Here is a 15,751-nt window from a genome sequence, read left to right as displayed (position 1 = left end):
GCTCCGCGTCCGTGACACCCTTCCCAGCCCCCCACGTGCAGGAAGAAGGACGGTACGTCCGTGGCGACCACGAGTTTCCCCGACGCCTCGCCCAGCAAGAAGAAGACCGCAGCCACAGCTGTTCCCGCCCGCCGCGACCTGATCGCCGCGCAGGACCACGTGACCCCGGCGGCCACCTGTACGGCCCACCTCTCCCCGCGGGACCTCGCGGTCACGGCCGCGGAACCCGAATTCGCCCGCCAATTCGGCCTGAGCGCCGACGAGATCTGCGGACGCGGACTCCTCGAACTGGTCCGTTCCCCGGCCCCGGGCCATTTGCGGGAACAATTTGCCGTGCTTTCCTCGGGGCGTAGCCAGAGATTCAAGCAGAAGGTGACAGGCCGGGACGGCGACGGCCGCAGTTTCCATGCCGATATCACCGTCATCGCCGTCAGGCAGCCCTCGGGGGGGATGGTCGGTGTCGTCGTCCTCCTGCGCCGGACGGCGGAAGCGGTCACCGGCGGGCCCGTGCTCAGCGCCCTCGACGCGCAGGTTCTGGAGGGTGTGGCGAGTGGCGAATCCACGGTGCAGTTGGCCTCCCGTCTGTATCTGAGCCGCCAGGGCATCGAGTACCGCGTCGGACAGATGCTGCGTCGTTTCGACGCGCCCAACCGGCCCGCCCTCGTGGCGCGGGCACACGCCCTCGGGATGTTCGCCGCGGGGCAGTGGCCCCCGCGTGTCCTCCCGGAACGCGTGCTGTAGTGCGGAACGGGGCCTACCGGGCCCCGCACGGCGGCCGTGGCGGAAACACCGCCACGGCCGCGTCGTAACGGCCCGGCCCCCGCAGGGGCCGGACCGGCCTCACGCCGCCGAGGGCTGCCAGGCTTCCTTGAACCGGCGGCGGGCACGGAAGAGACGGGAACGGACGGTGCCCACGGGCAGGGCGAGCACCTCGGCCATCTCCTCCTCGTTGAGCCCGTAGGCACGCAGGGTGAGGACCTGCCGGTGCGCCTGCGACAGGCGTTCCAGCACGTCGCTGATGTACACCGCGTCCATGGGATTGGTCTCCTGCTGAGCCTCCACCTCGGAGCAGCAGCTCTCCGCGCCGTAGCGCTTGGCGGTGCGGACGGCCTCCCGGACCGACACGGAGCGCACCCAGCCGTAGAACGCCGCCGGTTCGCGCAGGGATTCCAGGCCGCGGTAGACGGCGAGCAGTGCCTCCTGCGTGGCGTCGGCGCCGTCGTCATGGGTGATGGACCGGCAGATACGCGCGACGTAGGGCGTGATGGCGGTCAGCAGGTGGTTCATCGCGTGCTCGTCGCCCGCCTGGGCTCGGGGGAGCAGCGTGAGGGGGGAGGGGAGTTCGCTGACGGTCGTCATGACGGACAGAGGTTCCTTACGGCCGGGCGGGCGGGGTCGGGAGGGGCGAACGGGCGGTCGTACTCAGCCGGTGGCGGCCAGGGCGTGCCCGGGCTCGGCCGCATCCGTGAAGGCCAGGAGTCCGGCGCGCACGTCGTCGCGGAACGCCCTCATGAAGTCAGGGCTGTAGCAGGCGGTGGAGTGCGGGAACTCGATACTGAGCCGGCCCTCGAAGGAGACGGCGCAGGCCATGACGGGGCTGCGACCGGCCTGCGGGAAGTAGTGCTCGCGGCCCGGGACCAGCCGTACGTCGACGGCCCGCAGCCCGCCCGGCAGGCGCGGGCCCGGGACCACGCCCATGTTGGTGGCGATCACCGTGGCCAGTTGCAGGGCGGGGTTGCGGGGGATCTCCGGCGTGATGCGCATCTCGTGCACGTGGTCGCCTCGGGAGAGGAAGTCGCTGAGGCGGGCGTGCACGGCACGGGCCACCCCCAACGGCTCGCAGCTTGCGGACACCTGAAGGGTCTGCAGGTGGGTGGTGACCGCGGGGACCAGGGCGGTGGCGGGCAGCGGCGGGGACAGCCGCGAGCGCAGGTCGACGGGGGAGAGACAGCCGAGCGTGCGGGCTCCGTCGTCCCCCGGCAGCCGCCGTCTCGCCGTCACCAGAAGGGTCGCGGAGATCAGAGCGTGCACCGAGACGCCCGAGGCGCGCGCCGTCCGGCGCAGCCGTGAGGTGAGGTCCGCGTCCAGGGTCATCCTGCGGACCTCGATGTGCTCGCCGGCGTCGGCCCCCTCGCCGGGGGCGGCGTCGTAGGGGACCAGTGCGACCGGGTGGCGCCGTATCTCCTCCAGGCGGCCGTCCAGGTACTTCGCCGTGTCGGCGTCGTCGAGTGCAGGCAGCAGCCGGCTCACCGGCTCCGGCCAGCGGGGGCCTTCCGGATCGGTGCTCTCGCCGGTGCCCCCCTCGACCAACTGCCGGTAGCGGTCCCACAGGGCGTTGTGCAGCGCGATGCTGCTGTGGCCGTCGGTGATGGTGTGGTCGATCACCAGCAGGAAGAGGTGGCTGTCCCCGCCCGGTGCGCTGACCAGGACGGCGCGGCTGAGGGGGCCTCCGAGCGGCAGTGGCCTGTTCAGCTCCGCCGCGTAGGCCTCGGCCTCGTCGCCGGTCCGGGTGATCATCCGGGGCCGCTCGTCGGCATCGAGGACGCGCAACACGTGCCCCGCCCCGTCCTGTTCGATGCGGGAGCGCAGCGGCGGGTTCGCCTCGGTCGTGGCGTCGAACGCGGCCGACAGTGCCGCGACGTCCACCGGTCCACGCAGGGTGCAGGACAGCACGGCCCTGCTTCTCTGGCCCACGTAGAGCGTCTCGACCGGACACAGCGCACGGTGCATGCCGTCAGCCTTCTTTCCGTCGTTCGTTCCGGAAGTCCAGGGCCCCGGGACGGGTCTGCCGCCGCGGTGGTCCGCGGGGAGGTCGGGGGCTTTTCGAGGGTGCACGGCGGAGCGCGGCGGAATCCAGCCCAGAGGCCCCCCGGGCGGGTAAGTCGCGTGATTTCCCTAGAAGTTGAGCAGCGGTCCGCACTCCCTGGTCCGGCGGATTTCAGGGAAATCCCTGAATCGCCGGCCGGCGGGCCGGTTCGCCTTGACCCGGCCGGTGCGGGTGCCTCAACGTGCTGTGCCGTGAAACCGGGGCAGACGGCGTGATCGCCCTGACCCCGGTGTGCGGCCTTTGTATCCCCCCGTGGGCCGCGCCCGGTGTGCGGCCGTACGCCGCGCGCGGGCGGCACGGGGGTGGCCGCACCCGTCCGATCCGGCCGGGCCTCGCCGTCCGGGACATCTTCGGCTTGCCACGTGAGGTTTGCGCTATGTCACTCCAGGAGGACGCACGTCGACCGCTGTCCGGAGCCCAGGAGGGCCTCTGGTACGCCGGACGGCTCGCACCGGACAGCGCCGCGTACAACACCGCGGAGGCCGTGGAGATCCACGGACCCCTCGACAGCACCCTGTTCGAGACCGCGTTGCGGCGCGTCGTCGCCGAGGCCAACACCTTCGCCCTGCGGTTCGCCGACACCGACGAGGGTCCGCGCTGCCACCCGGCTCCGGACGCGGACGACTGGAGTCTGAACCGGGCCGACGTCAGCGGCGCCGCCGATCCGGAGGCCACCGCATGGGAGTACGTCCGCGCCGACCTCGCGACCCCGGTGGACCCGGAGAAGGGCCCCCTGTTCGCGCACACCCTGCTCACCCTCGCCGAGGACCGGCACCTGTGGCTGCTGAGGGCCCATCACCTGCTCCTGGACGGCTACAGCTACAAGCTCCTCGGGCGCCGCCTGGCCGAGACGTACAACGCGCTGGCCGAGGACCGCGAACCGGAGCCGTGCGCCTTCGCGCCGGTGCGCCGGCTCCAGGAGGAGGAGGCGGCCTACCTCGCCTCCGAGCGCTTTGCCCGCGACCGTGACCACTGGGCGCAGCGTCTGGCCGGCCTGCCCGAACCCGCCCGGCTCACTGCCCGCACGGCGCCGCCCACCGCGCCCTTCCTGCGCCGAACCGCCGAACTGACGCCCGCCGAGACCGATGCCCTGGACACCGCGGCCGCCCGCCTCGGTGTCCGGCGCACCGACCTGCTGACCGCCGCGACCGCCGTCTACCTGCACCGGATGACCGGCGCCCACGACCTGGTCCTGGGCATGGCCACGATGAGCCGGCTGGGCAGCGCCGCCCTGCGCACCCCCGGCACCGCCTCGGACGTCCTGCCGCTGCGCGTGGCCGCCGCCCCCGCGACGAGCGTCGCGGAGCTGGCCCGGGCCGTCGCCGACGAACTGCAGGCCCTGCGCCGCCACCAGCGCTACCGCGGCGAGTTCCTCCGCCGCGACCTGGGCCTGCTGGGCACCGGACGCCGACTGTACGGGCCGGTGCTGAACATCGTCCCGTTCGACGAGTCCCCGGTCTTCGGCGGTCACCCCACCACCTGGCACCACCTGTCCGGCGGAGCCGTCGACGACTTGCAGATCTCGGTGCGTCCCGGACAGCGCGGCGGCGGACTGTGGCTGGCCCTCGACGCCAACCCCGCCCTGTACGACGAGGATGAACTCGCGCTGCACCGCGACCGGTTCTGCACGCTGCTGCGCCTGCTGGCCGAGGCCGACCCGGCGACGCCGCTGGGTGATCTGGACATCCTGCTGCCGGGCGAACACCCCCGCGACACACCCGCGCACACGTATCCGGTCGGGCGGACCCTGACGGAGCTGTTCGAGGAGCGGGCCGCGGCCGGGCCCGAGCGCACGGCCGTCAGCCACGGGGACGAGCGGCTCACCTACGCCGGTCTCAACGCCGAGGCCAACCGGATCGCCCGGCTGCTGACCGAGCACGGCGCGGGCCCCGGCCGGGTCGTGGCGCTCGCCCTTGAGCGCGGCATCCGGCTGCTGCCCGCCCTGCTGGCCGTCCTGAAGATCGGCGCCGCCTACCTGCCCCTGGACCCGGGGCAGCCGGCCGGGCGGCTGCGGCTGGTCGTCGAGGACGCGGCCCCCGTCGTCCTCGTCACCGAACACGCCCACGCCCACCTCGCCCAGGACGCCGTCCCCACCCTGCTGCTGGACGACCCCCAGGTGGTCGCGGATCTCGCCCGCCGCTCCGGCACCGACCTGACCGACACCGAACGGCACGGCCCGCTCGGCCCGTCCGACACCGCGTACATCATCCACACCTCCGGCTCCACCGGCCGCCCCAAGGGCGTACCCGTGCCGCACGCCAACGTCGTACGCCTCTTCGCCGCCGCGGCCGAGCACTTCGACTTCCGGGCCGACGACGTGTGGACGCTGTTCCACTCCTACGCCTTCGACTTCTCCGTGTGGGAGATCTGGGGCGCCCTGCTGCACGGTGGCCGGATCGTCGTCGTGCCCTACGCCGTCAGCCGCTCGCCGCGCGACTTCCTCGACCTGCTGCACCGCGAGGGCGTGACCGTCCTCAACCAGACGCCGTCCGCGTTCGAGCAACTCATCGACGCCGACCTCGAACACGGCCGCGGCAGTGGGGCGTTGCGCTACGTCGTCTTCGGCGGGGAGGCCCTGCGCCCGGCGCGGCTGCGCCCCTGGGCCGACCGGCACGGCCTCGACCGACCGGCGCTGGTGAACATGTACGGCATCACCGAGACCACCGTGCACGTCACCCACCACCGCCTCACCGAAGCCGACCTGGACGACCCGCGCCGCGTCAGCGTCATCGGCCGACCGCTCGCCGACCTGCGGGTGCACCTGCTGGACCCCGAGAGACGGCCGGTACCGCCCGGCGCGACAGGGGAGATGTACGTCTCCGGCGCCGGCGTCGCCCCCGGCTACCTCAACCGCCCCGAGCAGACCGCGGAACGTTTCCTCGACGACCCCTACGGCCCGCCCGGCACCCGCATGTACCGCTCGGGCGACCTGGCCCGGCGCCGCCCCGACGGCACCCTCGACTACATCGGCCGCGCCGACGCCCAGATACAGCTGCGCGGCTTCCGCGTCGAGCCCGGCGAGATCGAGGCCGTCCTCACCGCCCACCCGGGCGTCGCCCGCGCCGCCGTCGTGCCCCGCCGCACCGGCAACGGCGCCCTGCGCCTCATCGCCTATACCGTCCCCTCCGGTGACACCCCTGCGGACCCCGCCGACCTGCGCACCCACGCGGCCGCGCACCTGCCCGAGCACATGGTCCCGGCCGCCTGCGTCCCCGTGGACGCCCTGCCGCTGACCGCGAACGGCAAACTCGACGTGCAGACCCTGCCCGATCCCGACTTCGCCACCGCCGCGTCCGGCACCCGGCCGGCGACTGGGCACCAGCGCCTGGTATGCGCCCTGTTCGAGGACGTGCTGGACCTGCCGCGCGAGTCCGTGGGCGTGGACGCCCGCTTCTTCGACCTGGGCGGCGACTCCCTGCTCGCCACCCGGCTGCTGGCCCGGCTGCGGCAGCGGACCGGTGCGGAGATCCCCATCACCGCCCTGTTCGAGGCGCCGAACCCGGCGGCGCTCGCCGAACGGCTCGCCGCGGGCACGCGGGGCACCCCGCCCCGGCCCGTCCTCGGCGCCGCCGCTCGCCCGCAGCGGGTGCCGCTGTCCTTCGCCCAGGAACGCATGTGGTTCCTGAACCGGCTCGACGAGGGCGCGGCCACCTACCACATCCCGCTCCGGATTCCCGTCGGATCCGGCCTGGACACCGGGGCGCTCCAGGCCGCGCTCGGGGACCTGGCCGACCGGCACGAGAGCCTGCGCACGGTCATCGCCGAACAGGACGGGACGGCCTCCCAGCGCATCCTGGCGCCCGGAGAGCTGCGCCCGGTGCTGCGGCGCGTCGACTGCCCCGCCGCGGAGATCGCCGCCCACGTCCACGCCGCCTCGCGGCGCCCCTTCGACCTGACGGCGGAAAGCCCCCTGGCGGCCTGGCTGTTGGGCACCGGCAGCGACCGGGTCCTGCTGTTCGTACTGCACCACAGCGCCGCCGACGGCTGGTCGCTCGCCCCCTTCGCCGCCGACCTGTCCGCCGCCTACGCCGCCCGCCGGGCGGGCCGGACACCGGAGTGGCCCCCGCCGACGGTGCAGTACGCCGACTACGCGCTGTGGCAGCGCGCCCTGCTCGCGCCCGGTCCCGACGGCCCCGGCCGCCTGGAGCGGCTCACCACCCACTGGCGCGGCGCGCTGGACGGCCTGCCCGAGGAGTGCACCCTGCCCGGCGACCGGCCTCGGCCCACCGCACCGCGGGGCGCGGGCGCGCACGTCCAAGTCGCCGTCGACGCCGACCTGCACCGTGCGCTGCTGCGTCTGGCCGACCGCGAGGGCGCCAGCCTGTTCATGGTGCTGCACGCCGCCGTCAGCGCCCTGCTCACCCGCTGCGGCGCCGGCGAGGACATCATCCTCGGCACCCCCGTCGCCGGTCGCACCGAACCCGGCCTCGACCCCCTGATCGGCCTGATCACCAACACCCTGGTGCTGCGCGCCGACACCTCCGGCGACCCCGCCTTCCTCGACCTCCTCGCCCGGCTGCGCACCGCCGACCTGGCTGCCCTGGACCACCAGGACCTGCCCTTCGACCGGCTGGTGGAGGACCTCAACCCGCCCCGCACGCCCGGCCGGCACCCCCTGTTCCAGGTGATGCTGGCCCTGCAGAACAACGCACCCGCCGTCCTCGAACTCGACGGCACCCGCACCCGGTTGCGGCCCACCGCCACCGGCACCGCCAAGTTCGACCTGTTCGTCGACGTCCTTCAGCGCCACGATGCCGCGGGCGCCCCCGACGGCCTGACCCTGCACGTCGAGTACGCCACCGACCTCTACGACGCCCGGACCGCCGAGGCGTTCGTCCGCGCCCTGCACGACGTCCTGCGCACGGTGAGCACCGACCCCGCCGTCCGCCTCGGGCAGCTGCCCGCGCTTCCCGAGCGCACCGCCGTCCCGGCCACGACCGACACGGCCGAGCTCGCGGACGCGGCCCGGTCCGTGCCCGGCATCCGCGAGGCCCACGTGCTGCCCGGCCACGGCGACGCCCCGGCCCGCCTGTACGTGGTGCCCGGGCGGTCCGACGCCGCCGAACGCGTCGAGGAGCTCCTGACCCGCGCGGGCAACGGCACGGTCCGTGTCACGGCGGTGAACGCCCTGCCCCGAACCGAGGACGGCGGCGTCGACAGCGCGGCACTGCGGGCCCTGCACGCCGTCGACACGACCGCGGCCAGGACCTGGCGGCAGCGGCTGGCCGAGCTGCCCGGCGTCACAGCCGTCGACGTGGCGGTGGAGAACGCCCCCGAGGAACTGGAACGCCGCCACACCGGCCTGCCCGACCACCCCGCCCAGGCCGCCCCCACCACCCGCCCCGAGCCGGCCCGCGCCGTCCCCGCCGTCAGCGAGGGCCCCGCCCTGACCGAACCGTCCGTGCCGAGCTGGGCCGAGGCCCTGCGCCGCGCCGCCGCACGCGAGAAGGGCGACATCGTCCACGTCCACGACGACGGCAGCGAGCACCGGCGCACCTACGCATCCCTGATCCCCGAGGCATCCCGCGTCCTGGCCGGGCTGCGCCGGGCCGGCCTGCGCCCGGGCGACCGGGTCATCCTCCAGTGCGACGTCACCGAGGACTTCCTCGCCGTGCTGTGGGGCTGCGTCCTCGGCGGCTTCGTCGCCGTCCCGCTGACCGTCCCCGCCTCCTACGACACCCCCTCCGCGGCGCTGACCAAGCTGGAGGGCATCTGGCGGATGCTCGGCCGGCCCTGGATCGTCTGCTCCGCCGGGCGCGAGGCCGGGCTGCGCGCGGTCGCCGCCCGGCAGGACGGGCCCGGGCCGCGCATCACCACGGCCGACGCCCTGCGCGCCGCGCCCGAGGACCACGACTGGTACTCCGCCCGGCCCGACGACCTGATGCTGATGCTGATGACATCCGGCAGCACCGGCCTGCCCAAGGCGGTACGGCTCACCCACCGCAACGTGCTGACCCGCTCGGCCGCCACCGAGCAGCTCAACGGCCTCGGCGCCGACGACGTCTCCCTGAACTGGATCCCGCTCGACCACGTCACCGGCGTGGTCATGTTCCACCTGCGCGACGTGTACCTGGGCTGCCGCCAGATCCACGCCCCCACCCCCTGGATCCTGCAGGACCCGCTGCGCTGGATGGACCTCGCCGACCGGCACCGGGTCACCGTCACCTGGGCGCCCAACTTCGCCTTCGGGCTCCTGGCCGAACAGTCCCACCGCTTCACCGGCCGTGACTGGGACCTGTCGCCGATGCGGCTGGTGATGAACGCCGGCGAGGTCGTCGTCGCGTCCGCGGCCCGAGGCTTCCTGCACGCGCTGAGGCCCTTCGGCCTGCCGCAGGACGTGATGCACCCCGGTTGGGGCATGTCCGAGACCTGCTCGGTGGTCACCGACGCCGTCCTGCCCGCCGAACCGGTCCTGGGCGAGGGCACGTTCGTGAGCTGCGGCCGCCCCTACCCGGGCTTCGCCATGCGGGTCGTCGACGAACAGGGCACTGTCCTGCCCGAGGGCGAGGCGGGCCGCTTCCAGGTCCGCGGCACCTCGGTGACCGGCGGCTACCACGACAATCCGGCCGCCAACGCAGAGGCGTTCTCAGACGACGGCTGGTTCGACACCGGCGACCTGGCGTTCCTGCGCGACGGCGAGCTCTACATCACCGGCCGCGCCAAGGACGTCATCATCGTCAACGGCGTCAACCACTACAGCCACGAGATCGAAGCCTGCGTAGAGGAACTCCCTTACGCGGAGCGGAGTTTCACCGCCGCGGTCGCGGTGCGCACCGACCCCGCCTCGCCCACCGACGAACTCGCCCTGTTCCTGCACCTCACCCCCGAGGCCGGCGCCGACCCGGCCCGCGCCCTGCGTGAGATCGCCGGCAAGGTCACCCGGGAGATCGGCGTCAGCCCGGCCTTCCTCATCCCGGTGGCGCGGGACGCCGTCCCCAAGACGGAGATCGGCAAGATCCAGCGCACCAAGCTGCGCAAGAGCTTCGAGGCGGGCGACTTCGACGACGAGGTGCGCCGCACCCAGGTGCTGCTGGGCACCGCGGCCACCGTCCCCGACTGGTTCCTGCGCCCGGTGTGGCAGCGGACGCAGCGCCCCGACGCCCCCGCCGTGGCGCCGGGCCGGCACACCCTCGTCCTGGCGGGCGGCGACCCTCGGGTCGGCTCACTCGCCAAGCGGCTCGCCGACGCGCTGCGCTCGGCGGGCGGCCTGTGCACGGTTGTCGAGGAGGCAGCCGCGTTCGAGCGGGTGGACGCCGCCCACTACCGGGTCCGGCCCTTGAAGACCGCCGACTACGCCGCATTGCTGGGCCAGTTGGCGGACGACGAGCGGCCCGTCGACGCCGTCCTGTACCTCGACGGGCTCCGCGGCACAGGAGAGCCGCCGGTGGCGCCGGACGACACGACGGGCGTGGAGCGGCTGCTGGCGTTCGCCCGGGCCCTCGCCGGCCGGTCCGGCCCGCAGCGTCCCGTGGACCTGGTGTACGTCTCGGCGGGCGCCCAGGCCGTGCGCCCCGGCGACCGGCCCTCACCGGCGCACGCCATGGCCGCGGCCCTGCTGAAGTCGCTGGCCGAGGAGTCCGCCGCGCTGCGGGCCCGCCACCTCGACCTGCCCGCCGACGACACCGCGGACCCGTTGACCGTCCTCGCGGCCGAGGCGGCACACACCGACGACGGCGCGGACGTCGCCCACCGCGACGGACACCGCTACGTACGCCGCCTCGCCCCCCTGCCCGAAACCCCCTCCCGCGCCGAACCCCCCGCGCACGGCGGCTTCACCCTGATCACCGGCGGCCTCGGTGGTGTCGGGGCCGAGATCACCGCCCACCTGCTGCGCACCCCCGGCACCCGGCTGCTCGTCCTCGGCCGCACCCCTGAAGACGAGGCCCGCGCCCTGCCGGGGCTGCGTGAGCGGGGAGAGGTCCGCTACGCCCGCGCCGACGTCACCGACGAACACCAGGTGCGGGCCGCCGTCGAGGCCGCCGCCGAGACCTGGGGCGTGCCCTTGACGTCAGTGCTGCATCTGGCCGGCACGCTCGTGGAACGCCCCGTGGGCGACCTGGACACCACCACCTGGCGCCGGGCGCTGGAGGCGAAGGTGCGCGGCGCGTGGACGCTGCACCGGCTCACCGCCGACCACCCGCACGTCTTGTTCGTCACCTTCTCCACGGTCAACGGCTTCTTCGGCGGCGCCATGAACGCCGCCTACGCCGCCGCCAACGCCTACCTGGACGCCCTCGCCGAGTACCGCCGCAGCCTCGGCCTGCCCGCGCAGTCGCTGGCCTGGAGCATGTGGCGCGACCGCGGCCTGAGCCGCGGGTACGGTCTCACCGCCCTCACCGAGGCCCGGGGCTACCGGCTGCTCGACCCGCCCGCCGCGCTGCGCTCGTTCGACTTCGCCCGCACCCTGGACGAACCGCACCTGCTGATCGGCGCCGACCGCACCGCCCCCTGGGTGGGCAGCCACGTCGTGGCACCCGTGCGCCAGACCCGGCGCCTGGCCGCCCGCGTCGGCCTGGAGGACGGCACCGACCTGGGAGCCCTGTACCGCGCCGCGGCAGCCGGCGCGCAGGCGGCCGGCCTGTCCGACGACGCGTGGACGCTGCGCTCGGCGGGCACCGGCACCCGCCCGGACGAGCCCGAGACGGAAGAAGACCTGCGGCGCCTGGAGGGCCGGCTGGCCCAGGTGTGGCGCGAGGTCCTGGACCGCGACCGGGTGGGCCTGGACGACAACTTCTTCGACCTGGGCGGCAACTCGCTGCTCCTGGTCACCGCGCAGAGCGCCGTCAACCGTGCCTTCGGCAGCGAGCTGTCCGTCGTCGACCTCTTCGCGCACCCCACCGTCCGGGACCTGGCCCGCCACCTGTCGGCCACCGGTGCGGGCCCGGTGGCCGACGTCGAAGCGGCCTCCCGGCCGGAGAGCGGCGACGGCCTGGACCGAGCCAGGGAACAGGCCCGCCGGCAACGCGCGGCCCGCGCCCGCCGCTCCGCCCGCCAGGGCAAGGACCGCGGCCATGTCTGAGCGGACCGACCGCACTGCGTACACCACCGAACCGGGAGAGGACGAGGCACAGGCCGTGCACAACACCACCGCACCCCACGACGACGACCTGCCCGCCGTCGCCGTCATCGGCATGGCGGGCCGCTTCCCCGGCGCCGACGATCTCGACGCCTTCTGGGACAACCTCGCGGCCGGCCGGGAGTCCGTACGGCTCGTCACCGACGAGGAGTTCCTCGCCGCCGGCGGCGACCCGCGAGACCTCGACGACCCGGCCCTGATCCGCATGGCGTCGGTGGTCGAGGGCATCGACCGCTTCGACTCCGGCTTCTTCGGCTACAGCCCCGCCGAGGCCGCCGTCGTCGACCCCCAGCAGCGGCTGCTGCTGGAGACGGCCTACCACGCCCTGGAGGACGCCGACTGCCTCGGCGGCGACCGTGCGGGGGAGGCGTTCGGCGTGTACGCGGGGGCCGGCGACAGCCGCTACTACCCCGCCCACGTCCACCCCCGCTACGCCGGACAGCCCGGCTCGGTGGCGCTCGTCCACGCCGCCACCGCCAACTCCCTCGGCACGCTCGCCACCCGCGTCTCCTACGAACTGGGCCTCACCGGGCCCAGCGTGTCCCTGCAGACCGCCTGCTCCACCGCGCTGGTCGCCGTGCACACCGCCTGCCAGGACCTGCTCGACCACCGCTGCGACACCGCGCTCGCCGCCGCCGTCTCCCTCAACCCCTCCGCAGTACTGGGCTACCGCCACGTACCCGACGGGCCCTTCTCGCCCGACGGGCACTGCCGCGCCTTCGCCGCGGACGCCGCCGGCACCTCCTCCGGCGACGGCGTGGGCGCCGTCGTACTCAAGCGGCTCGAGGACGCCCTCGCCGACGGCGACCGCATCCGCGCCGTCATCCGCGGCAGCGCCGTCAACAACGACGGCCGGCGCAAGGTCGGCTTCAGCGCGCCCAGCGCCGCCGGACAGACCGAGGTCATCCTCGCCGCGCAGGCCCAGGCCGAGGTCGACACCGCCACCATCGGCCTGATCGAGGCGCACGGCACCGCCACCAAACTCGGCGACCCCATCGAGGTGTCCGCCCTGACGGAAGCCTTCCGGCACAGCACGGATCGCACCGGGTTCTGCGCGCTCGGCTCGGTCAAGACCAACATCGGCCACCTCGGAGCCGCCGCCGGCATCGCCGGACTCATCAAGGCGGTCCTGGCCCTGGAGCACCGGCAGATCCCGCCGAGCCTGCACTTCGACCGGCCCAACCCGCTCATCGACTTCGACGCGAGCCCCTTCCGCGTGCCGACCGCACTGGAGGAGTGGCCCGAGGGCGACCACCCCCGCCGGGCGGCCGTCAGCGCCTTCGGCATCGGCGGCACCAACGCCCACGTCATCCTGGAGGAAGCCCCCCGCACGCCCCCCGCCCCGCCCCGCCCGCCCCACGACGGCCGCCGCCTGGTGCTGCCGCTGTCGGCGCGCACCGCCGGCGCCCTGCGCGGCCAGGCCACCGCACTCGCCCGGCACCTCGAACGCCGGCCCGACCTGCGCCTGGACGACGTGGCCCACTCCCTGCGCACCGACCGGCCCGCACTGCGCCACCGGCTCACCGTCACGGCGGCCACCCGCGAGGAGGCCCTGGACACACTGCGCTCCGCGACCCCGGCCACCCCTCCGCTCGCCGACGACCCGGCCCGCGTGGCGTTCCTGCTGCCCGGCGGCGGCACCCAGTACCCGGGCATGGGCAAGGAGCTGTACCGCGACCAGGCCGTCTACCGCGACACCGTCGACGAGTGCGCCCGCATCCTGCGGCCCGTCCTCGACGCCGACCTGCGCACCGCCCTCTTCGAGGAGCAACGGCCCGACGACACCTCCGCCTTCCTCGGGCTCGTCGTCACCGAGTACGCCCTGGCCCGTACGCTCATGGAGTCGGGCGTGCGCCCCGAGGCGCTGATCGGCCACTCGCTCGGCGAGTACACGGCCGCCTGCCTGGCCGGCGTCATCGACCTCGCCGACATGCTGCCCCTGGTCACCGAACGCATCCGGCTCATCAGCTCCGCCGGCGGAGCCACCGTCGGCGTCGCCGCCCCGGCCGAACAGATCCGGCCGCTGCTCGACGCCGACCTGTCCCTCGCCGCCGTCAACGGCCCCACCGCCTGCACCGTCGCCGGACACCTCGGCGCCGTTACCCGCTTCGAGGCCGAACTCACCCGGCGCGGCATCCCGTTCCGCCGCCTGCGCATCCCCGTCGCGGCCCACTCGCACGTCCTGGACCCGGTCCTGCCGGCCTACGAGACCCACCTGCGCCAGGTCACCCTGCGCCCGCCGCGCATCCCGTACGTCACCAACGTCACCGGCACCTGGGTCACCGACGCCCAGGCCACCTCCGTCCAGCACTGGCTCGCCCACACCCGCGACACCGTGCGGTTCGCCGACGGCATCACCGCCCTGTGGGACCGGCTGCACCCCGTCCTCGTGGAGATCGGGCCGGGCGACACCTTGAGCAAGCTCGCCGCCGGCCGCCTCACCGACCGGACGCCGGTGACGGTGACCACCATGCGCCACGCCAAGGCCGAGGCGTCCGACGGCTTCGTCCTCGCCGAAGCGCTGGGACGGCTGTGGAGCGCGGGCGTGGACCGCGCGCTGCCCCCGGTGCCGGGCGCGCCCCGGCGGGTGCCGCTGCCCCCGTACGCCTTCGAGCGCCACCGTCACTGGATCGACGCGCCCGGCGCCCGGACGGAGCCCGCCCCCTCCGAGGACACCACGACAGCGGCAGGCCCCGGCCTCGCCCCCCGGCCCCGGCTGACGACCGAACACGTACCGCCCCGCGACGACCGCGAACGGGAGGTCACCCGGCTCTGGGAGGAGACCCTCGGCATCGGCGGCATCGGGGTGCACGACAACTTCTTCGACCTCGGTGGCGACTCGATGCGCGCCGTGCTGCTGGCGGGACGGCTGCGCCAGACCGGCGTCCTCGACGTCCCGGCGGCGACCCTGCTGGCCGCGCCCACCGTGGCCGGAGTCCTCGCCGCGGCCGGCCGGCCGGACGGGCAGACCCCGGAGGTCACCTCCTCCGCGCTCGGCCCGCTGCTGCCGCTGCGTGCCGAGGGCAGCGCCGCCCCCCTGTTCTGCGTCCACCCCGGCGCGGGCGTCGCCTGGCGCTACACGGGCCTGCTGCCCCACCTCGGCGGCGATCAGCCCGTCTACGGCATTCAGGCCGCCGGTCTCGACGGCACCCGGCCGCCCGCCCCGGACGCCGCCGCCATGGTCGCCCACTACCTCGACCTGGTACGCCAGGTGCAACCCCGCGGCCCCTACCGGCTGCTGGGCTGGTCCTACGGCGGATTCGTCGCCCACGCCATGGCCTGCGCCCTGCAACGCGACGGCGAGCAGGTCGAGCTCCTCGCCATGCTCGACGCGCCCCAGCCGCACGGCACGGCACACGACGCCGACGCCACAGAACGTCAGGTCGCCGCCCTGCTGTCCAGGGTGGCCGGCCTCCCCGTCGACGCACAGGCCCCCGTGGAGGCGGTCCTGGACCAGATCGACGCCCGCGTCGCGGCCGACCCGGCGAGCGTCCCCGTCACCCGCGCCGAGGCCGGCGCCATCGCCGCCGTCATGCGCAACAACCTGCGCATCGCGCCCCAGTTCACCCCTGGCACCTACCGCGGTGACGTGCTGTTCTTCAGCGCCGCCGAGGAGCAGCACACCGAACACCCGGCGGATTTGGCGGTGTTGCCCGGCAAGGCCGACAGCTGGCGGCCGCACGTCGACGGAACCCTCCACGACCACCGCGTGCCCTGCGGCCACTACGAGATGACCGAACCCGAACCCATCGCCCGCATCGGCGAAGCGGTCGCGAAGGCACTGCGCGCCCTCGGCGACCGCGCCTGCACACCCCCTTCCCCGTGAAACCTGCGACGAGGAGAACCAG

General features: G+C 74.5%; 5 protein-coding genes. 3 read left to right on the top strand and 2 right to left on the bottom strand.

Going from position 1 to position 15,751, the window contains the following annotated elements:
- Positions 1 to 60: 60 nt before the first annotated feature.
- Positions 61 to 741 carry a PAS domain-containing protein gene (locus ACFWBB_RS06910; RefSeq protein ID WP_385267890.1) on the top strand — a complete coding sequence of 227 codons (681 nt, stop codon included), beginning with the start codon at positions 61 to 63 and terminating at the stop codon, positions 739 to 741.
- A 99-nt stretch (positions 742 to 840) separates the two neighbouring features.
- Here the strand turns inward: ACFWBB_RS06910 and ACFWBB_RS06905 are convergent, their stop codons facing one another.
- Together ACFWBB_RS06905 and ACFWBB_RS06900 are read right to left on the bottom strand one after the other, a co-directional pair.
- Positions 841 to 1,359 carry an RNA polymerase sigma factor gene (locus ACFWBB_RS06905; RefSeq protein ID WP_385267888.1) on the bottom strand — a complete coding sequence of 173 codons (519 nt, stop codon included), beginning with the start codon at positions 1,357 to 1,359 and terminating at the stop codon, positions 841 to 843.
- 63 nt (positions 1,360 to 1,422) lie between these two features.
- The gene (locus ACFWBB_RS06900; protein ID WP_385267886.1) at positions 1,423 to 2,730 is read right to left on the bottom strand and encodes a condensation domain-containing protein; all 1,308 of its coding nucleotides are present in this window, start codon (positions 2,728 to 2,730) and stop codon (positions 1,423 to 1,425) included.
- 473 nt (positions 2,731 to 3,203) lie between these two features.
- Here ACFWBB_RS06900 and ACFWBB_RS06895 point away from each other — a divergent pair, with 473 nt between their 5' ends.
- Both ACFWBB_RS06895 and ACFWBB_RS06890 read left to right on the top strand, forming a co-directional pair.
- Positions 3,204 to 11,846 (top strand): amino acid adenylation domain-containing protein, encoded by an 8,643-nt coding sequence (locus ACFWBB_RS06895; protein WP_385267884.1) that lies wholly within the window; start codon positions 3,204 to 3,206, stop codon positions 11,844 to 11,846.
- Positions 11,839 to 15,729: a type I polyketide synthase gene (locus tag ACFWBB_RS06890; RefSeq protein WP_385267882.1), complete on the top strand. Its 3,891-nt coding sequence runs from the start codon at positions 11,839 to 11,841 to the stop codon at positions 15,727 to 15,729. Before ACFWBB_RS06895 ends, ACFWBB_RS06890 begins: the two co-directional genes overlap by 8 nt.
- Positions 15,730 to 15,751: the final 22 nt, after the last annotated feature.

It is taken from the genome of Streptomyces sp. NPDC060000, assembly GCF_042737375.1.
GTDB lineage: Bacteria > Actinomycetota > Actinomycetes > Streptomycetales > Streptomycetaceae > Streptomyces.
This window is presented reverse-complemented; position numbering and strand designations above follow the sequence as displayed.

Bases quoted from the DNA above. Each gene is read 5' to 3' on its own strand.
- ACFWBB_RS06905 (WP_385267888.1), bottom strand. From the start codon at position 1,359: ATGACGACCGTCAGCGAACTCCCCTCCCCCCTCACGCTGCTCCCCCGA.
- ACFWBB_RS06900 (WP_385267886.1), bottom strand. From the start codon at position 2,730: ATGCACCGTGCGCTGTGTCCGGTCGAGACGCTCTACGTGGGCCAGAGA.
- ACFWBB_RS06895 (WP_385267884.1), top strand. From the start codon at position 3,204: ATGTCACTCCAGGAGGACGCACGTCGACCGCTGTCCGGAGCCCAGGAG.
- ACFWBB_RS06890 (WP_385267882.1), top strand. From the start codon at position 11,839: ATGTCTGAGCGGACCGACCGCACTGCGTACACCACCGAACCGGGAGAG.